The organism is Sulfurospirillum tamanense, from assembly GCF_016937535.1.
Taxonomy (GTDB): domain Bacteria; phylum Campylobacterota; class Campylobacteria; order Campylobacterales; family Campylobacteraceae; genus Sulfurospirillum_B; species Sulfurospirillum_B tamanense.
The window spans coordinates 42,762-61,382 of sequence record NZ_JAFHKK010000009.1 but is presented as its reverse complement, the minus strand read 5'-3'; the positions used below and the strand labels follow the sequence as shown (position 1 = coordinate 61,382).

Here is an 18,621-nt window from a genome sequence, read left to right as displayed (position 1 = left end):
CTGGCATGTTTTCCAAATTTTTTATCAATCGGCCTATTTTTGCGACGGTGCTTTCCATTGTGGTAATCATCGCTGGACTCATGTCCATGCGGATTTTGCCGGTGGAAGAGTACCCCGAGGTGGTTCCACCCCAAGTGACTGTGAGCGCGACGTATGCGGGTGCAAACGCTGAAACGATTGCCAAAACGGTGGCAGCGCAGATTGAACAGCAAATTAATGGGGTGGAAGACATGATTTACATGACCTCCACCGCTTCTTCTAGCGGGCAAATGAACCTCAATGTCTATTTTGAGATTGGTACTGACGCCGACCAAGCAACCATCAATGTCAATAACCGCGTCCAAGCAGCCCTCTCTTCGTTGCCAGCAGAGGTGCAAAACCGTGGTGTAACCGTTCGCAAGCGCTCTTCAGCCATTTTAAAGGTCATCGCTATTTTGGCGGAAGATGAAGCCTTTGACACGGTGACTATGGCAAACTACGCTTTGATTAACGTGATTGACGAGCTTAAGCGCGTCAAAGGGGTGGGGGATGCTTCCTTTTTTGGTGTCCAAGATTATTCTATGCGTATTTGGATGCAACCTGACAAACTCTCCCAATTTAACCTAACGCCTTCAGATGTTATTGGGGCCATTAGGGAGCAAAACGCCCAATTTGCCGCAGGCAGGTTCAATCAGATGCCAATCGCAGGCAAAGAAGCTTTTACCTATACTGTCTCAACCCAAGGGCGTTTTGATGATGCTGCGGGATTTGGTAGCATTATTATTCGCACCAACAGCGATGGTTCGTCGCTCCTCCTTAGCGACATTGCTCGCATTGAATTAGGATCTGAGTCTTATGATGTAAGCTCTACGCTCAATGGACAGCCCATGGTGCCTATTGGTATTTATCTCCAATCAGGAGCCAATGCGCTTGAAACCGCCAAGCTTGTGGATGCAGCAATGGAGCGCATTTCTCAAAACTTCCCTGAACAAATGACTTATGTTGTTCCTTACGACACGACCAAATTTGTGGAAATATCTGTCCAAGAAGTCATCATTACTTTTCTAGAAGCTTTGGTGCTTGTTGTGGGTATCGTCTATCTGTTTTTAGGAAATATTCGTGCAACCATTATCCCTATTTTAGCCATTCCTGTTTCCATTATTGGGGCGTTTGCGGGCATGTATATGCTCGGTTTTTCCATCAACCTTTTGACCCTCTTTGGCCTCGTGTTAGCTATTGGTATCGTGGTGGATGATGCGATTATTGTCATCGAAAACGTGGAGCGGATTTTGCACGCCCATCCTGAACTGAGTGTCAAGGAGGCAACAGTTCAAGCCATGCAAGAAATCACAGGGCCATTGGTTGCGATTGTGTTGGTGCTTAGTGCCGTGTTTACACCTGTTGCTTTCATGGGTGGATTTACGGGACAGATGTACCAACAGTTTGCGGTGACGATTGTTATTTCGGTAATTATTTCAGGCATGGTGGCACTCACACTCACACCCGCACTGTGCGCGGTCTTTTTGAAAAAAGACCAACCTAAACCTTTTTGGTTTATTAGAAAATTTAACCAACTTTTTGATGCTTCTACCCGTTGGTTTACGGGTGGCGTGGGTTGGGTGGTGCGTCATGGCATCATCAGTCTTGTGATTATCGCTGCACTTATGGGGACGATGTACCATTTGTTCACAAAAGTTCCCACAGGACTTGTGCCCATGGAAGACAAGGGGTTTTTACTAGCGGTTACCTCTTTGCCTCCAGCTGCTTCTTTAAATCGAACCGAAGCTGTGCGCGACGAAATTTCTAAAATTGCTGTAAGCAATGAAAATATCCAATACGCTATTTCTATTGCAGGATTCGATATTTTAAGTGGCACACCCAAAACCAGTGCGGCGACCACCTTTATTAATCTCCAAGATTGGTCAAAGCGCCCTTTAGCACACCAGTCTTCAAGTGCTATCAGCGGACAACTTAATGGGCAAATGAGCCAAATCCCCGATGCTATCAACTTTGCCCTTAATCCTCCTCCTATTAATGGGCTAAGCTTGGGTGGTGGTTTTGAAATGTATATTCAAGACCGAACGGGTGCTTCTTTGAAAGAGCTCAGTGACATCGCCCAAGCGGTTGCAGCTAAAGCTAATCAACGCCCTGAACTTCAGCAGGTACGTACGACGTTTGATATTTCAGTGCCTCAGTATCACATTGAATTGGACCGCCAAAAGGCGAAGGCCCTTGGCGTGGCAATTGGCGATGTGTACGCCGCGTTGCAGGCCACGTTTGGCGCGTATTATGTGAATGATTTCAATCTTTTTGGACGTACCTATAAAGTCAACCTTCAATCGGAGGCTTCGTACCGTGAAAGCCCAGAAGATTTATCCAATGTCTTTGTGCGCGCCTCTGGAGGCGAGCTCATCCCATTGGGCGCTCTTGTAAGTTATGAGCGTATTATTGGGCCAGATGTGGTCGAGCGGTTTAACGCCTTTCCTGCGGCTAAAATGATGGGCGACCCTGCACCTGGGTTTACTTCGGGGGACGCGTTACATGCCATTGAAGCAGTGACCAAAGAGGTTTTGCCGGAGGGTTACACGGTGGGATGGATTGGGACATCGTACCAAGAAAAAGAGATGGAAGGCACAGGTTCATTGGCCTTTTTGTTTGGTGCCGTGTTTATCTTTTTGATTTTAGCGGCGCAGTATGAGCGCTGGCTCATGCCTTTAGCGGTCGTAAGTTCGGTCCCTTTTGCCGTGCTTGGGGCGATTGCTGCAGTGTATCTTCGTGGGCTAGATAACGACATTTATTTCCAGATTGGTCTTTTGGTCTTGATGGGCCTTTCGGCTAAAAATGCCATTTTGATTGTAGAGTTTGCGATGCAGGCTCAAGAAAAAGGAAAAAGTATTTACGAGGCGACCCTAGAGGCTGCAAAACTACGCTTTAGACCCATTGTCATGACCTCTTTGGCCTTTACTATTGGAGTTGTGCCGTTGGCCATAAGTACGGGCGCAGGCGCGGCGAGTCGCCATGCCATCGGAACAGGGGTCATTGGCGGGATGATTTTGGCAACGACGGTCGCTCTTTTCTTTATCCCGCTCTTTTACAGCTGGTTGGCAAAACTTAATGAGCGATTTACCGCAAAAAAAGGAGACAAACATGAAGTGGCATAGTTTTTTAATAGGGGCAACAACCCTTCTTTTTTTAAGCGGTTGCGCCCAGCTTTCAGGTCCTGTGCCTTTGGCTGTTGCGACAGTCCAAGGGGAAGAAAAAGAATCTGTTTCATCGCAGTGGTGGGAGGCTTATGGGGATGTGCGGCTTAATGGGCTTGTGGAAGAAGCCCTCCTTTACAATCACGATTTACAAACAGCTGCTGCAAATGTGGCGCTAGCGAGCGCTTACCTTAGTGGTGCTCAGGCGCAACGTTATCCAAGCCTCAGCGGCACAGCCTCAGCGGGTCGTCAGCAAACCAGTGGCGAAACAGCCTCAGGTGCACCGCAAGCAAGGGGGAATGCGTATGCGTTAAGTGCCGTTCTTGGTTACGAATTAGACCTATGGGGAAAGCTTAAAATGGCCGACCGTTCCGCAACCCAGTCTCTTTTGGCTTCTAAAGCAAGCCAAGATGCGGTACGGTTGGGGCTTGTGGCGTCGGTAGTGGACAGTTATTTTGCAGTAGTGGCACTTAATGAACAAAAAGAGATTGCTGCGCGTACGGTGGCTTTGCGTGAAGAGGCCTTGGATATCATGCGTAAAAAGCTACGCTATGGCGTGGTTTCAGAGTATGAAGTGCTTGCTAATGAGGCGCTAGTAACCCAAGCAAAATCTACTTTGGAGAGTATTGAAAACGCGCTTGTGCGCCAAAAAAGTGCTTTACATGTACTGCTGGGTACTGCGCCAGACAAGCTTTTTGGCGAAGAGGTTGTGTTGGAGCGCGCGAGTTTGCCAGACTCTATCACGGTGCCTGAGGGGCTTCCTTCCTCGCTTTTAGAACAGCGCCCTGACATCCAAGCGGCACTGTATGCCTTGCGGGCCTCCAATGCCGACATCCACGTGGCAAAAGCCGCCCATTTTCCTTCCATTAGCCTCTCGGGTGCTTTGGGATACGAGAGTGCGGCCCTTGGCAACTTGGTGCGCTCTTCGGCCAACACATGGAGTCTTGGGGGTTCTTTGGTAGCGCCTTTGTTTGATTTTGGGCGTGTTGCAGCGGGTGTTGAGCAAGCAAAGGCGGCGCAAGAGTTGGCCCGCTTGGCCTATGAGCAAAGCGTGTACCGTGCGTTTAACGAAGTACACGAAGCACTAAGTGCGCGCCAAAGTCTTGCGGCTTCCAGAGAGTACCTCAAAACCCAAGAGACCATTCAGGCGCGTCTGTTGGAACTAAGTACACTGCGCTATGAAAAAGGAGTCTCAGACTACCTCAGTGTGCTGGATGCGACACGCAGTTTACTCGAAGCGCAACTGGGCGTTGTGCAAGCGCAACAAGCCGTCCTAAGCGGCGACATTTCTCTCATCAAAGCCCTAGGCGGCGGGTGGAATCTGGAAGATAACCTTAAATTAAGCAATAATTAAGTATAATCCCCCTTTTTTTTATTACATGTAAAGGGGAGTTATGCTGTTTTTATCGACAAAAAAAGAGTGGCTAGGGAATATCAAAGGCGACGTACTAGCGGGTCTAGTAGTGGCGCTTGCGCTTATTCCTGAAGCCATTGCCTTTTCGATTATTGCGGGGGTTGACCCCAAAGTTGGGTTATACGCTTCATTTTGTATCGCTGTAGTGACCGCTATTGCGGGCGGGCGTCCTGCGATGATTTCTGCGGCAACAGGCGCGATGGCGTTGTTGATGGTTACCCTTGTGCGCGACCATGGTCTTGAATACCTTCTGGCCGCCACGGTGCTCACGGGCGTGTTGCAATTAGTCGCAGGGTATTTAAAACTGGGGCAACTCATGAGCTTTGTGCCTCGCGCGGTGGTGATTGGCTTTGTGAATGCCTTGGCGATTCTCATCTTCCTTGCACAACTTCCTGAGCTTACCAATGTCACGTGGCACGTGTATGCACTTACCTTGGTAGGACTTGGTATCATCTATCTTTTCCCCTACGTGCCAAAAATCGGCAAGTTGATTCCTTCGCCTTTGGTGACTATTGTTGTGTTAAGTGTTGCAGTGATACTCCTTGGGCTTGATGTGCGCACCGTGGGCGACATGGGCGCGTTACCTGATACCTTACCTGTGTTTTTGATTCCTCAGATTCCTTTGAACTTTGAAACTTTGGCTATCATCTTCCCTTACGCCCTTTCTCTTACCGTGGTAGGGTTGCTTGAATCTTTAATGACCGCAACCATCGTGGATGATTTGACTGATAGCAAAAGTGACAAAAACCGCGAATGTAAAGCCCAAGGTCTTGCTAACGTCGCTACAGGTTTTATGGGCGGGATGGCAGGATGTGCGATGATTGGCCAGTCTATCATCAACATCAAATCAGGCGGACGTGGGCGCCTTTCGACCCTGATGTCGGGCGTGTTTTTGCTCTTGATGGTGGTGTTTTTGAGTGAGTATGTTTCCATCATTCCTATGGCAGCATTGGTGGCGATTATGATCATGGTTGCCATTGGTACCTTTGATTGGGGCTCTATTAAGCAGCTTAAAACCCTTCCTGTTTCTACCTCTATCGTCATGGTAGCAACCGTGGTCGTGGTGGTGTGGAGCCACAACCTTGCGTACGGTGTGCTTGTGGGAGTGCTACTAGCTTCGCTCTTTTTTGCCAACAAAATCAGCCACTTTATGTACGTGGAAAATGCCTATGATGAAGCAACCAACACGCGTACGTACACCGTAATAGGCCAAGTCTTTTTTAATTCCGCGGACAAATTTTACGCTACCTTTGACTTTAAAGAAGTGGTCGATACGGTCATCATCGACCTCTCAAGCGCTCACTTTTGGGATGTTTCAGCAGTGTATGCGCTGGATAAAGCGGTCATTAAGTTTCGCCGTGAGGGAGCTAGGGTAGAATTGGTTGGGCAAAACGATGCTACGCGTACCATCATTGACCGTTTTGGCGTACACGATAAGCCCGAAGAAATTGAAAAAATCATGGGAGGCCATTAATGCCACTAGCATTTAAACAAACCATTTTAGCCTGCGTAGACGGCTCAACTTACAGCGAAGCCGTACGGGATTTTGGCGTACTGTTTGCCAAAACAACCCAAACTCCGTTGACCTTGTTTAACACCATTGAAAACCCAAAAACAGGGGGAAATACAGACCTTTCAGGAAACATCACCCTGGGCGGGCGTGATGACCTTTTGGACGCCCTCGTCGAAGAAGAGCGCGCCAAAAGCAAGGTCATGATAGATTTTGGCAGAGAAATGCTTGAACGCCTAAAGGAAGGCGTTGAAGAAGGTGTTGAGGTGGCCTCGTTGCAACGCCACGGAAGCCTCTATGAAAACGTTCAAGACCTAGAAGCCCAAACGCGCATGCTTATTTTAGGCCTCAGCGGTCAAGACCACGAGGGGCAAGAACGGGTCGTGGGTGAGCAAGTAGAAGAGGTGATTCGCTCTTTACATGTACCGATTTTGCTTGTCAATGCGCCCTTTAAAGAACCGCGTAAAGTGATGATTGCTTATGATGGGTCTAAAAGTGCTAAAAAAGCCCTTGAAACCGTTGCCCAAACCCCGTTGCTCAAAGCCGTGGAACGGCACATTGTGTGTGTGGAGAGTAGCATTAAAAAAGCTCAAGAGACCCTAGAGAGCGCCAAGCCTTTAATGGCGGGTGTCGAAGGGAAAGTGCACTTTGTGGCACTTGAGGGTGAAGCGGTGGAGAGTTTGTTGGGGTATCAGGCTAAAGAAAACATGGAGCTTATCGCCATGGGTGCTTTTAGTCATAACCGGTTGCGCGATAAACTCTTTGGCAGTTTTACGGCCAAGATGATTGCAAGAGCGGGCGTGCCCTTATTGCTCTTGCGCTAAAGCAAGTGGCCCATCTGTTCTTGTTTGACCTTCAAATAGCCCTTGTTGTGGGGGTTGGAGAGGATGATGATGGGTAGGCGCTTGGTGATGGTGATATTTTTCAGCCCTTGAAGCTTTTTAGGGTTGTTGGTGAGCAGTTGAATGGCTGTGATGTTAAAGTGTTTTAGGATGGTTTCCACCACTTCGTAGGTGCGCTCATCCGCCTCAAAGCCCAGTTGGTGGTTAGCCTCTACCGTGTCAAATCCCTTGTCTTGGAGGGCGTAGGCGTTGACCTTGTTTAAAAGGCCGATGTTGCGCCCTTCTTGACGCAGGTAAATGACCATCCCTCCTTCTTTTTCAATGCATGCTAACGAAGCTTCAAGTTGGTCCCGGCAATCGCATTTTAAACTCCCAATGGCATCTCCTGTGAGGCATTCGCTGTGAATGCGCACCACGGGTTCAGCGCTTAAAGGTTCTTTGAAAATGACAAGATGTTCTTTAGGGCCTTCTTTGAAGGTTTGAATTTTAAAGGTGCCAAAACGTGAGGGGAGATTGGCAACTTCGGAAATCTCAATATTCATCTTTTATTAACTCCCTGTGTGCTAGACTAATACTTTTTCATTTTTGCGCTTTACTTGTAAAGGCCTAACGTGCAACCGTGTTGCAAATGGCGCATTGTATCAAACCAAAGGACAGAGTATGTTTAAAAGATTTAGGCGCTTACGGCTCCACCCAGCCTCACGTGCGATGGTGCAAGAGACAAAGCTAAGTTGCGATGATTTAATCTACCCGCTTTTTGTCCGCGAAGGCGAAGGCATTAAAACCGAAGTGGCTTCCATGCCCGGCGTGTTTCAGATGAGCCTAGACGTGGTGCTAGAAGAGTGCAAGGGGCTTGAAGCCCTTGGCATTAAAAGCATTATGCTCTTTGGGATTCCTAGCACCAAAGACAGCATCGGGAGCGACGCGCTGTGCGAACATGGCATCATGGCCAAGGCAGTGCGCGCTATCAAGGCGGCGTGTCCGTCGTTGTTTGTTATCACCGATTTGTGCTTTTGCGAGTACACCGACCACGGGCATTGCGGCATCTTGGACGTCAAGCGCGAGAGCGTGGACAACGATGCGACCTTGGAGATTTTAGCCCAGCAAGCCCTCATTCATGCCCGCGCTGGCGTGGACATGCTCGCCCCTAGCGGGATGATGGACGGCACCATTGCCATGCTGCGCGATGCCCTTGATGGGGCAGGGTTTGAGAACTTACCGCTCATGAGTTACTCGACCAAATTTGCCAGTGCCTACTACGGGCCGTTTCGCGACGTGGCCGAGTCTGCGCCTAGTTTTGGGGATCGTCGCAGTTATCAGATGGACCCTGCGAACCGCCGTGAAGCGGTGGCCGAGTCGGTGGAAGATGAGCTACAAGGGGCGGATGTGCTCATGGTCAAGCCCGCACTAGCGTACCTTGACATCATTCGCGAAGTGAAAAACGCCACGTCGTTGCCTCTGTGCGTGTATAATGTCAGTGGCGAATACGCCATGCTCAAAGCCGCGGCCAAAGCAGGGGTCATCGACTACGACCGTGTGATGATGGAGACCATGCTGGGTTTCAAGCGCGCGGGAGCAGACATGATTATCACCTACCACGCCAAAGAAGTAGCGGCATTGTTGCGCCCATAACCTTTACATGTAAGGATAAACCATGAGACATTTTTTGACGTTAAAAGATTTTACCAAAGACGAAATTTTAGAGATGTTAAGTCTCGCGGAAGAGATTAAAGCCCAAACCAAGGCAGGCCACCATGAGCCTTATCTTAACGGGCAGGTTTTGGGGATGATTTTTGAAAAAAGCTCCACACGAACCCGTGTGAGTTTTGAAGTGGGCATCCACCAACTTGGAGGCAAGGGACTCTTTCTCTCGGCCAATGACTTGCAACTTGGACGCGGGGAACCCATGAAAGACACGGCGCGCGTCATCGGGCGCATGGTCGACTTGGTGATGATTCGTACCTTTTCTCAAAGCACCCTTGAAGAGTTTGCGCGCTACTCTAACGCCCCTGTCATTAGCGGCCTTAGCGACATGTACCATCCTGTGCAAATCATGGCAGATTACCTCACCATGCAAGAGTACTCTAGGGTAGAAAACCCCGTGGTCGCGTACGTAGGAGATGGCAACAACATCGTCCATTCGTGGATGATGCTCGCTTCCAAGCTGGGCTTTACCCTGCGTGTGGCTACCCCTAAGGGCTACGAACCTGATGCCCAAGTCACCCAAGATGCGCTAGTCTTTGCAGCCCAAAGTGGCGCGGTGATTGAGCTGATGAATGACCCCAACAAAGCCGTAGAAGGCGCGGATGTGGTGACCACAGACACGTGGGTTTCCATGGGGCAAGAAGCCGAAAAAGAGAAACGCTTGCGGGATTTCCAAGGGTTCATGGTCGATGATGCGATGATGGCGCGTGCCAAAGCGGGCGCGATGTTCTTGCACTGCTTGCCCGCGTACCGCGACTATGAGGTAAGCGAAGCGGTGTTTGAAGCCCACGCTGATGAGATTTTTGATGAGGCGGAAAACCGCTTGCATGCCCAAAAGGGCATCATGGTGTGGTTGGATCGCCAGAAAAAGGAGTAATCCATGAGTGAAACAAAGAAAAACCTTCCCTTGCATGAAGCCATCGAAGCCATCGCCAAACGCATCGGCATGGACGGTAATGGCGAAAAAACGGTATTTGAGATTGTAGAGACCGATGACCCAAACCAAAAAACCCTGAAGCTCAAAAGCGGCAGTTGGGAGGGGGCGGAGCCGTGGTTTGCCATCGATAACAAGCAAAAGCTCTACACCCTTGTGTCTATCGAGTCGTTGACACGGATGGTGGAAGGCTTGCGCCGCACCCAGCAAGAAAACTTTAACCTCAAGCTTGAAAAGACCATTTGGCAACACATCCCTGTGGATTTTCACGACGTGTGGACGGTGGCGATGGATGAGATTCGCGCCCTTGCAAGTCAGTCTAAAGACACCAAGGCCATTAACGTAGACCTCGACAGACTGGTGGGAAATATCAAAAAACAACACCCCAGTTTGTTTGTAAACCTAAAAGATTTTATGAACGCTAGCCAAGGCCACGCATGATTGATTTTGACACCTTTACCAAGTATTCAAGACCGGGGCCGCGCTACACGAGCTACCCCACAGCGCCAGAGTTTCACGAGGGCTTTACATGTAAAGACTACGAGGGTATTTTACAAGCGCAGGATCGTTCTAAAAAACTCTCGTTGTATTTTCACTTGCCCTTTTGTCGGAGTGCTTGCTATTTTTGCGGCTGTAACGTGGAGTTTACGAGCAAAGAGGAGAAAAAAGAGCGCTACATCGGTTACCTTGAAAAAGAGCTAACCCTTTTAAGTGAACATTTGGACATGTCACGTCAAGTGTTGCAACTGCACTTTGGGGGCGGTACGCCGACCTATTTTAACGCCGAGCAACTGGGGCGCATCATCGCGCTTATCCGCCGTTTTTTCCCACACTTTGACCCTGAGGCGGAGGTGAGCTGTGAGATAGACCCGCGCTTTTTAACCAGCGAACAATTAGACGTACTGGTGGGTAACGGATTTAACCGCGTGAGTTACGGGGTGCAAGATTTTAACGCGGTGGTGCAAAAAGAGATTCACCGCATTCAGCCTTACGAAGTGACCAAACGCGCGGTGGATTTGGCACGGGCTGCGGGCATCACTTCGGTAAACATGGACCTCATTTACGGGCTTCCTTACCAAACCCTAGAGACCTTTAAAGAGACCCTAGAGCTCGCCCTGACGCTCAGTCCTGACCGCTTTGCTATCTTTAACTACGCCCATGTGCCGTGGATGAAAAAAACCATGCGCAAGTTCGACGAAACCACCTTACCGCACCCCAGTGTGAAACTGGCCATCTTGCAGTACACCATTGACTTTTTGCAACGCAACGGCTACAAGATGATAGGCATGGACCACTTTGCTAAGCCTGAAGATGAGCTTTTTAAGGCCATCGAAAAAGGCGAATTGCACCGCAATTTCCAAGGCTACACCACCAAAGGTGGCGCGGATTTGGTCGGCGTGGGGCTTACGAGCATCGGGGAAGGCGAGCGCCACTACGTGCAAAACTTCAAGGACATGAAAGCCTACGAAGCCGCCCTTGACGCGGGGCAATTGCCTGTGCACCGAGGACTCGTGTTGAGTGAGGATGACGTGCTTCGCAAGGCGGTCATCATGGAGATGATGAGCAATTTTAAGCTGAATATCACGGCCATCGAAACGCGCTTTGGCATCGATTTTTTTGCGTACTTTAAAGACGCCATTGAAGCCTTGCAAGAGTTTGTGGACGCAGGACTTGTGAGCGTGAGCAAAGAAGCCTTACATGTAAGCCCCACGGGCACCATGCTCATCCGCAATATCTGTATGCCTTTTGATGCGTACCTTGGGAAGATTCCTGAATCCCAACGTCGCTTTAGTAAGACGGTGTAACCATGTTTGCTTTTAATGTCACCTCAGATGCGTGCGTGAAATGCGGCAAGTGTATCCCTGTGTGTACCATCCACCAAGTCAACCCCGACGAAACCACCAGTCCTAGAGGGTTTTTGCATCTTTTGGGCGCGTATCAAAAAGGAAAACTAGAGCTTGACCGCACGGCCAAGAAGATTTTTGAGAGCTGTTTTTTGTGCACCAACTGCGTGGATGTGTGTCCCAATAGCCTCAAAGTGGACATGGTCATCGAGCAAGCCCGCTACGACATCGCCCAAAAATACGGCATTGCGTGGTACAAACGCTTGGCGTTTTTCCTCTTGCGCAATCGGGGTATCATGGACATCTTGGCGAGGTTTGGGTATGTGTTTCAAACGTGCGGGTTCAAACTCCACCCCGAAAAACGCTCCATGAGTTTGCGCGACTTCCCCATCGTGAAACTCGACCGTTTGCTTCCAAGTTTGGCGAAAAAAAGCTTTTTAAACTCTCATCCTGAAGTCATCATCAACGGTGGTAAGGGCAAAGTAGGCGTGTTTATCGGCTGTTTGGCCAACTACATGTACACGGACATCGGCAAGGCACTACTAGAGATATTGAAGGCGTTGGAGATTGATGTGTACCTCATCAAGCAGCAAAAATGCTGTGGGGCACCTTCGTATTTTACGGGGGATTTTGCCAGTGTGGACGCCCTTGGGAAGTTTAACATCGAATACATCGAGAGTTTCAAAGAGACGCTAGAGGCCATCATCATCCCCGAAGCCACCTGTAGCGCCATGATCAAAGAAGACTACGTGCACTTTTTCCACGACCAGCCCGAGTGGAAAGCCAGAGCCGAGGCCATCCGCCCGATGATTTACATGGCGACGGATTATTTGGAGAAAAAAACAAACCTCAAAGACCTGCTTGCGCGCAAAGCCAAACGCTCCGAGGTGGTAACCTACCATGACCCTTGCCACGCCCGCAAAATGCAAGGGGTTTGGAAAGAACCCCGCGCGCTCATCGCCCAAAACTTCGTGATGCGCGAGATGAGCGACCCCAACCGTTGCTGTGGATTTGGCGGCGTGACCATGCAGTTAGAAAACTACCGCTTCGCCAAAGCCGCAGGCGAGCCCAAAGCCACCATGATAAACGCCACAGGCGCCAAGGTCGTAAGCGCAGAATGCAGTGCGTGTCGCATGCAACTAGGCGACGCTCTTTACCATGCCAAGTCCGACGTGGTCTTCAAAAACCCCATCGAACTCATCGCTAGCGCACTTAGGGAAGAGAATGTGAAGTCGACAAATGTGTTATGATTAACAATTGTTTAGTAAAAAAGGCAAAGAAATGAAACTTCAGCTTAGAAATATTGGACTAGTAGAAGAAGCAAGTGTTAAAATAAACGGACTTACTGTTATAGCGGGTGAAAATGATACAGGGAAAAGTACATTGGGTAAGGCTTTGTTTTGCCTTGTCAAATCCGACAACATTGCACGTAATAAAAACCTACAACAAAAAGAAAAAGAGATACTTGCAACAAGGCTTAATTTGGTTTTTGATGGTAATGTTTCCCTTGATGGAACAATTTCCTTAGTGGACGACCATCAAAAAGAGGTAGCCTATGCTCATATTGTCGATAAAAATTTTGTAAAAGAATTTAGAAGAGGAAAGAATGAAGGAAAGCGTTTTTTTGATGCAACGATTGTTCAATCTCCTATCGTTTTTGATATGGTCGATTTTTTTAATAGCATTGGGAAAATGAAAGAAAGGCAAAAATTTGATTATGCGCTTGATTTTGATATAACTTATCCTTATGTGATATGGGATTTATTTGATAAAATTTCCAAACCAAACCCCTATCCCAGAGTTAAAAAACAAAGAAAAATCCAAGAAGAAATTCAAAAAACTATAGGCGGAGAATTTAAATTAGAAGGCGGGAAGTTCTTTTTTTATAAATACTTTGTCGCTAAAGCCCTAAAAATGGAAATGGCTAATACAGCTTTTGGTATTAAATCTTTTGGCCTATTGCAGTTGCTAAATGAAAATCGTTTTCTGAATCCAAAAGTGTGCCTTATCTTGGATGAGCCAGAAGTTCACTTGCACCCAAAATGGCAACTCGCTATGGCTAGAGTCATTGTTGGCTTGGTAAAAAATAAAGTAAAAGTTTTGGTCAATTCTCACAGTCCTTATATGGTAGAGGCCCTACAAAGATACGGCGAATTAGAAAAAATTGATTCAAATTTTTATATTGCCCAAGATGGGAAAATTAAACAGGTTGATGAAAGCAATAGTCAAACACTCTCTGAGATTTTTAAAAAACTTTCTGAACCTTTTGATACATTTGATGAAATGGATAGTGAGAATTTGTTACATGGCTGATATTAGCGTATTTATTCGAAGTTACTCTTCATTTCAGAGCACTTTTAGGAAAACGAGCTTTGATGATGCTCATAGTATTTCTTTGTGTGCTGACGAGCGTCAAGAAGTTATTGATTATGATAGGATTATTGAGGAAAAATACCCTAATTCGAACATGCGACCAAAATCCTTTGATGCGCTTTATGTCAAGGACAGTGACATTTATTGCATTGAATTTAAGAATCAAAAACCATCCGATATAGGCAATACTGAAATTAAAGAAAAATTAGAAGAAGGCAAAAGAGAATTAGATGGACTCTTGAGTACTTTAAATATACAAAAAAACAATTACAATTTTATTTACTGCGTATGTTACAAAGACTGTGTTGAACCTAGGGATAGATATAAATGTGGCGTGGCAAAAGGTGCTATACAATTTGATTTAAAACAATATAAAGAGCAAAATATTGTAAAGGAAGTTTTTACCAACAATGTCGCGTTTTTTACGAAACAGTTTCAGAAAAAGACAAAGCAAGTCTTGAATTGTTTATAGTTCATTTTTTGCCAATTAGCACAACTAGATAATTATGAAAATATTCTATATGCGTCTTTGCCAGCAATAAAACCATCTTTGGGGCGAGCACTAAAAAAGGTATTTAAAATGCAACCTATTTTGTCTCGTTTTACCGCAAGCATCACAGAACTCAAAAAATCTCCCACGCAAGTTTTAGAGCAGGCGGGTGATGAAGTCGTGGCGATTTTGAACCACAACGTGGCAAGTGCCTACTTGGTGCCTTCTAAAACTTATGAAAAAATGATGGAAATGCTTGATGATTATCTTCTTCTGAAAGAAGTGGGAGAGAGAAGGGATGAGGTATTTATGCCACGCAAAGTAAACCTCAGCGACTTGTAGTTAAGCCTTTTCTCCTGTGTTCGCCCGCCCCAAATTGCCTTTTGATTTACCCTTTTGAGGTACAATCGCTCCATTTTACCAAGGAGCGATGATGGACTACTATTTGTGGATTTTGGTGTTTCATGTGATGTCTTTTATGTCGTGGATGGCGATGTTGTTTTACCTGCCCCGTTTGTTTGTGTACCATGTGGAGCACAGGGAGAAAAAAGAGTTCACGCAGGTGGTGGAGATTCAGGAGTTTAAGCTGTACAAATACATCGGTTTGCCTGCGTTGTGGGCGACGGTCTTAAGTGGTCTAGCTATGATAGCCTTAAATCCCTCGGTGATGAGTGGTGGCGGGTGGATGCATGCCAAGCTCACGGTGGTGGTAGTGCTGATGGCGTACTCTTTTTCTTTGGAACACTACCGCAAGCAACTGGCCAAAGGCACGTGTACCAAAAGCGGTAAATTTTTCCGCGCGTACAACGAAGTCCCCACCGCCCTTTCCATTCTCATCGTGACCTATGTCATTCTCAAAAGTACGCCACTGCTTTTCTCTGTCGGAGTGCTTGGGGTGTTTGGGGTTATCATCTACTTCATTTTAAACGCCAAAGGCAAAAAGTAGTCCTTACATGTAAGGGTTCTAACACTGCTTTAACACTTCTAGTGTATGCTTTTCTTAAAATTTTCACAAAAAGGCAGACAAATGAAACGCTTTGGGATTTGGATGGCAGCACTGGTGTTGTGTTTTACTTTTGGCGTTGGCGCTATGGAGTTTAGTAAACAAGCGACCAACAACGCGCCGCAACTGATTCAAGAGGGGCCGCAAAAAGAGTGGTGCCCCATCTGTGGCATGAAGCTCCCCCTGTTTTACAAGACCAATCACGCCGTTAAGCTCACCGATGGCACGAAAAAACAGTACTGCTCCATGCGCTGTTTGGCGGTAGATATGCCAGCCATCAAAGAGCGCTTAGGGCAAATGCTCGTGGTGGCGGTCGATACAGACGTGCTTATTGATGTGCATGAGGCCTTTTATGTGCTAGGCTCCAAGGCTCCTGGCACCATGACCATGGTGAGCAAATACGCCTTTAGCACCGAGGCGGCGGCAAAAGCGTTTCAAGCCCAGTATGGCGGGGAGTTAACAGACTTTGAAAAAGCCTTTGCCCGCGCCCTTGAGGATTTGGAAAAAGACCTTGCCATGACCGACAACCGCAAGAAAAACATGGTTTACCCCAAGGGAAAAAAGGTCTATGAGCTCAAGTGCCAAGAGATTGACCCCATGCATTACAACACCATTAGCGAACTCAAGGCTGACATTGTAGGCAAAGGGTTGTGCCAAAACCTAGAAGGCGAGGGCGACTTGCAGCCTGTGGCATTGTACTTGTGGGAAGTCAAACGGTTTGAACATACCCATGTGGCGCAGATTGACGTCCCTGAAGATGCCAAGTGTCCTGTGTGCGGGATGTTTGTGGCCAAGTACCCCAAATGGGCTGCTATGCTCAAAGACGAGGCCCATACGCACTATTTTGATGGGGTAAAAGACATGATGAAGTTCTATTTCGACCCTCAAAAATACGCCCATGCCCCCATGCAAAACCCTGCCATCAAAGTGACCGACTACTACACCCTCGAAGCCCTCGATGGCCGCGAAGCCTTTTATGTGGTAGGCAGTACCATGTACGGCCCTATGGGACATGAACTCATCCCTTTTCGCACCAAAAGCCAAGCTGAGGGGTTTTTAAAAGACCACCGCGGCAAGCAAGTGGTGCGGTTTGAGGAGATAACGTTGGCGTTAGTGCAAAGCCTAGACTAGGCGTTCTCTAGAGGAGCAGGTTTGGCGAGGTGAAACCCTTGCAAGTAGTCCACTCCCAACGCTTGCGCTTGACGCAAAATGGCTTCGTTGTGAATGTACTCGGCGATGGTTTTTGCGCCGAGTTCTTGCGCCATGTTGACGATGTTTCTCACGACCGTGCGCGACTGGGAAGAGGTGTCAAGGTGTTTGATGAGCGAACCATCAATCTTTATGTATTCGGGTTTGAGCGCCAAAACATGGTGCATACTAGAAAACCCACTGCCAAAATCATCAATCGCCAACTTGCACCCTTTAGCGCGAATCTTTTTGGCAAAAGAGTCCACTACAGCAAAATCCTGAATAAAATCGCTCTCTACGATTTCAAAAATAATATGCTTTGGCGCCATGTGGCCATCAATGTAGCTAAAAAGTTCTGCCACAAAGGGTTCATCCGTGATGTCCTCATAGCTTAAGTTGAGGCTAAAATCCACCGCTTTGGTGGAGAAAAAAGCAAATGATTTTTGCACCATTTGTTGCATGAGCGCGCGGTAGAGCTTGACCTTTTTGGATGTTTCAAGATAAGGCAGAATCGAATGAACTTCTTTATTTAGGGGGTCAATGAGGCGCATGAGGCATTCGTTTTTTTCAGGCAAAAGGCTTCGGCTGTTGTAAATGGGCTGGGCGTAGGGCGTGATGGCAGACGCCTTGATGGATTTGCGCAAAAAAACCACTTCGTGGATGAGCTTGGATTGCTCTTCTTCTTGGTAGCTAATGGTCAGTACGTCGAGGTTGATGTCGATGATTTTATCCACCGCACCTAGGGCACAAAGCCGACCGTTGTCAATCAAAACTTCTTTGATAAAGCGTCGCACAAAGCTAAAGGCAGCATTGACGTAGTGTGCAGGCAGTCCAATGTTCACATGCGCTTCGCTGATGCGTTTTAGCTTTAAGATATAAAATTTTCCATAAGCACCACCAAAAAGACTCTTGAACCATTTGGTGACCTCTTGTTGGTGCTTGGCTTGAGCTTCAGGAGACTGAATAAACTTTTTGGCATGTTCAAAACGAAAAACAAAGAGATAAAACTCTTGGATAAAACGGTCGATTTCTAGCACAAGCAGCGGACGAATTTCACGTAATTTAAAGGCATCTTCTTCGGTGAAGCCATAGTTATGAACCAAAGTGGTTATCTGCATCCAGTGTCCTGAAACCCTAAATATTTTTATGGCACAATCGTATCAAAAAAACCTTTATGTACGCCTAGGCTACACCTTTACATGTAAAGGTGTGGAAGGGGCTTCAAAGAGTGTCACTTAACGTTTCGTTTAGGATTATTTCGCCACACAATGGTTAATTTGTACATTTTTTAATAGAGTTTTAATCCCTCTGGGCTTAAAATCATCACAAAACCCCACTGGAGCGCTCATGTTTAAATTCATCAGTACTAAAATCTTCTTCTTGCTCATTCCGCCTATGATTGGGATTGCTGTTATTTTTAGCGCCGTTGGTTTTCACGGAATGCAGCGTCTTTCTCAGGATTTTGAAGCACAATACCGAGAAGACCTGATTCAAAAAATCGCACGAGATTTGGAGAATAGTGTTCAGATTGCTTATGATTTGGTGGAGCATTACTACAAGCAACGCCAAGAAATGGGTGAAGAAAACGCTAAAAATGCAGCGCTAAATGCACTAAAAACCATGCGATTTGACCTTAACGATGAGGGGTATTTTTGGGTTAATGACAGTTCGCCAAAAATGGTGATGCACCCCATTAATCCAAAACTTAATGGTGCAGATTTGCGCAACATCAAAGACCCAGCGGGTAAAGCGTTGTTTATGGAAATGGTGCAAGTGACCAAAGCCAGTGTCGCAGGCGGTGTGGTGGAATACCAGTGGGCAAAACCAGGCTACGAAGACCCACAGCCAAAACTTTCTTATGTTATCGTACATCCAGGGTGGGATTGGATTATTGGGACGGGGGTTTATGTGGATGGTATTGATGCAGTGATAGGTGCCATGCAAACTCGGGCGCGCGGGTAAAAGTGTTAATCGGTTTATCGAAAAAATCCACGCTACTGTCAAAAACGCCATCGATACATCCAAGGAAAATGCCTCTATCTCCAATCAACTTAGCCATTTGTGTGTAGCGCTAGAGAGTAGTTTCAAGGAGCAGCTTGCCATGAACAGGGGTATCAAAACCACCCAAGAGCACTCCATT

At 47.3% G+C, this 18,621-nt stretch carries 17 protein-coding genes; 15 read left to right on the top strand and 2 right to left on the bottom strand.

The features are described from left to right. Positions 1-5 precede the first annotated feature (5 nt). The 4 genes from JWV37_RS05675 to JWV37_RS05660 are packed head-to-tail and all read left to right on the top strand — an operon-like array spanning position 6 to position 6,927. The gene (locus JWV37_RS05675) at positions 6-3,140 is read left to right on the top strand and encodes an efflux RND transporter permease subunit (protein WP_205458808.1); all 3,135 of its coding nucleotides are present in this window, start codon (positions 6-8) and stop codon (positions 3,138-3,140) included. Next, complete coding sequence (locus tag JWV37_RS05670; RefSeq protein WP_205458807.1) at positions 3,127-4,533, top strand: efflux transporter outer membrane subunit; 1,407 nt, start codon at positions 3,127-3,129, stop codon at positions 4,531-4,533. Before JWV37_RS05675 ends, JWV37_RS05670 begins: the two co-directional genes overlap by 14 nt. A 40-nt stretch (positions 4,534-4,573) precedes the next feature. Further along, positions 4,574-6,067 carry a SulP family inorganic anion transporter gene (locus JWV37_RS05665; RefSeq protein ID WP_205458806.1) on the top strand — a complete coding sequence of 498 codons (1,494 nt, stop codon included), beginning with the start codon at positions 4,574-4,576 and terminating at the stop codon, positions 6,065-6,067. Beyond that, positions 6,067-6,927 (top strand): universal stress protein, encoded by an 861-nt coding sequence (locus JWV37_RS05660; RefSeq protein ID WP_205458805.1) that lies wholly within the window; start codon positions 6,067-6,069, stop codon positions 6,925-6,927. The genes JWV37_RS05665 and JWV37_RS05660 overlap by 1 nt, the downstream gene beginning before the upstream one ends. Here the strand turns inward: JWV37_RS05660 and ribA are convergent. Beyond that, positions 6,924-7,487, bottom strand: coding sequence for a GTP cyclohydrolase II (gene ribA / locus JWV37_RS05655; protein WP_205458804.1), 564 nt, complete (start codon positions 7,485-7,487; stop codon positions 6,924-6,926). The two genes, JWV37_RS05660 and ribA, sit on opposite strands and share 4 nt — an antisense overlap. 118 nt (positions 7,488-7,605) lie before the next feature. Between ribA and hemB the strand changes: the two genes are divergently transcribed. The 10 genes from hemB (at position 7,606) to JWV37_RS05605 (ending at position 16,424) form a co-directional block, all read left to right on the top strand. Continuing rightward, positions 7,606-8,577, top strand: a complete 972-nt coding sequence (gene hemB / locus JWV37_RS05650) for a porphobilinogen synthase (protein WP_205458803.1) — start codon at positions 7,606-7,608, stop codon at positions 8,575-8,577. A 22-nt stretch (positions 8,578-8,599) separates the two neighbouring features. Then, a complete protein-coding gene (argF, locus tag JWV37_RS05645) occupies positions 8,600-9,526 on the top strand; it encodes an ornithine carbamoyltransferase (RefSeq protein WP_205458802.1) in 927 nt (308 codons plus the stop codon). Positions 9,527-9,529: 3 nt separating this feature from the next. Further along, positions 9,530-10,024, top strand: coding sequence for a DUF2603 domain-containing protein (locus JWV37_RS05640; protein ID WP_205458801.1), 495 nt, complete (start codon positions 9,530-9,532; stop codon positions 10,022-10,024). Continuing rightward, on the top strand, positions 10,021-11,388 hold the full coding sequence (hemN, locus tag JWV37_RS05635) for an oxygen-independent coproporphyrinogen III oxidase (RefSeq protein ID WP_205458800.1): 1,368 nt from the start codon (positions 10,021-10,023) through the stop codon (positions 11,386-11,388). Before JWV37_RS05640 ends, hemN begins: the two co-directional genes overlap by 4 nt. Positions 11,389-11,390: 2 nt before the next feature. Next, a complete protein-coding gene (locus tag JWV37_RS05630) occupies positions 11,391-12,677 on the top strand; it encodes a (Fe-S)-binding protein (RefSeq protein WP_205458799.1) in 1,287 nt (428 codons plus the stop codon). A gap of 31 nt (positions 12,678-12,708) precedes the next feature. Further along, positions 12,709-13,740 (top strand): AAA family ATPase, encoded by a 1,032-nt coding sequence (locus JWV37_RS05625; RefSeq protein WP_205458798.1) that lies wholly within the window; start codon positions 12,709-12,711, stop codon positions 13,738-13,740. Next, a complete protein-coding gene (locus tag JWV37_RS05620; protein ID WP_205458797.1) occupies positions 13,733-14,272 on the top strand; it encodes a hypothetical protein in 540 nt (179 codons plus the stop codon). Before JWV37_RS05625 ends, JWV37_RS05620 begins: the two co-directional genes overlap by 8 nt. A gap of 108 nt (positions 14,273-14,380) precedes the next feature. After that, positions 14,381-14,632 (top strand): type II toxin-antitoxin system Phd/YefM family antitoxin, encoded by a 252-nt coding sequence (locus JWV37_RS05615; RefSeq protein WP_205458796.1) that lies wholly within the window; start codon positions 14,381-14,383, stop codon positions 14,630-14,632. Positions 14,633-14,723: 91 nt separating this feature from the next. Next, positions 14,724-15,236 (top strand): protoporphyrinogen oxidase HemJ, encoded by a 513-nt coding sequence (gene hemJ / locus JWV37_RS05610; RefSeq protein WP_205458795.1) that lies wholly within the window; start codon positions 14,724-14,726, stop codon positions 15,234-15,236. Between the two features lie 81 nt (positions 15,237-15,317). Then, positions 15,318-16,424, top strand: coding sequence for a nitrous oxide reductase accessory protein NosL (locus JWV37_RS05605; RefSeq protein WP_240332048.1), 1,107 nt, complete (start codon positions 15,318-15,320; stop codon positions 16,422-16,424). On the opposite strand, the gene JWV37_RS05600 is transcribed toward JWV37_RS05605, so the two are convergent. Further along, on the bottom strand, positions 16,421-17,599 hold the full coding sequence (locus JWV37_RS05600) for an EAL domain-containing protein (RefSeq protein ID WP_205458794.1): 1,179 nt from the start codon (positions 17,597-17,599) through the stop codon (positions 16,421-16,423). The genes JWV37_RS05605 and JWV37_RS05600 overlap by 4 nt on opposite strands. Positions 17,600-17,828: 229 nt before the next feature. On the opposite strand from JWV37_RS05600, the gene JWV37_RS05595 reads away from it, so the two are divergent. After that, positions 17,829-18,443, top strand: a complete 615-nt coding sequence (locus JWV37_RS05595; RefSeq protein WP_205458793.1) for a cache domain-containing protein — start codon at positions 17,829-17,831, stop codon at positions 18,441-18,443. Positions 18,444-18,621: the final 178 nt, after the last annotated feature.

What these genes read in the sequence shown, in the direction of transcription:
- JWV37_RS05675 (WP_205458808.1), top strand. Translation starts at nt 6, where the DNA reads ATGTTTTCCAAATTTTTTATCAATCGGCCTATTTTTGCGACGGTGCTT.
- JWV37_RS05670 (WP_205458807.1), top strand. Translation starts at nt 3,127, where the DNA reads ATGAAGTGGCATAGTTTTTTAATAGGGGCAACAACCCTTCTTTTTTTA.
- JWV37_RS05665 (WP_205458806.1), top strand. Translation starts at nt 4,574, where the DNA reads ATGCTGTTTTTATCGACAAAAAAAGAGTGGCTAGGGAATATCAAAGGC.
- JWV37_RS05660 (WP_205458805.1), top strand. Translation starts at nt 6,067, where the DNA reads ATGCCACTAGCATTTAAACAAACCATTTTAGCCTGCGTAGACGGCTCA.
- ribA (WP_205458804.1), bottom strand. Translation starts at nt 7,487, where the DNA reads ATGAATATTGAGATTTCCGAAGTTGCCAATCTCCCCTCACGTTTTGGC.
- hemB (WP_205458803.1), top strand. Translation starts at nt 7,606, where the DNA reads ATGTTTAAAAGATTTAGGCGCTTACGGCTCCACCCAGCCTCACGTGCG.
- argF (WP_205458802.1), top strand. Translation starts at nt 8,600, where the DNA reads ATGAGACATTTTTTGACGTTAAAAGATTTTACCAAAGACGAAATTTTA.
- JWV37_RS05640 (WP_205458801.1), top strand. Translation starts at nt 9,530, where the DNA reads ATGAGTGAAACAAAGAAAAACCTTCCCTTGCATGAAGCCATCGAAGCC.
- hemN (WP_205458800.1), top strand. Translation starts at nt 10,021, where the DNA reads ATGATTGATTTTGACACCTTTACCAAGTATTCAAGACCGGGGCCGCGC.
- JWV37_RS05630 (WP_205458799.1), top strand. Translation starts at nt 11,391, where the DNA reads ATGTTTGCTTTTAATGTCACCTCAGATGCGTGCGTGAAATGCGGCAAG.
- JWV37_RS05625 (WP_205458798.1), top strand. Translation starts at nt 12,709, where the DNA reads ATGAAACTTCAGCTTAGAAATATTGGACTAGTAGAAGAAGCAAGTGTT.
- JWV37_RS05620 (WP_205458797.1), top strand. Translation starts at nt 13,733, where the DNA reads ATGGCTGATATTAGCGTATTTATTCGAAGTTACTCTTCATTTCAGAGC.
- JWV37_RS05615 (WP_205458796.1), top strand. Translation starts at nt 14,381, where the DNA reads ATGCAACCTATTTTGTCTCGTTTTACCGCAAGCATCACAGAACTCAAA.
- hemJ (WP_205458795.1), top strand. Translation starts at nt 14,724, where the DNA reads ATGGACTACTATTTGTGGATTTTGGTGTTTCATGTGATGTCTTTTATG.
- JWV37_RS05605 (WP_240332048.1), top strand. Translation starts at nt 15,318, where the DNA reads ATGAAACGCTTTGGGATTTGGATGGCAGCACTGGTGTTGTGTTTTACT.
- JWV37_RS05600 (WP_205458794.1), bottom strand. Translation starts at nt 17,599, where the DNA reads ATGCAGATAACCACTTTGGTTCATAACTATGGCTTCACCGAAGAAGAT.
- JWV37_RS05595 (WP_205458793.1), top strand. Translation starts at nt 17,829, where the DNA reads ATGTTTAAATTCATCAGTACTAAAATCTTCTTCTTGCTCATTCCGCCT.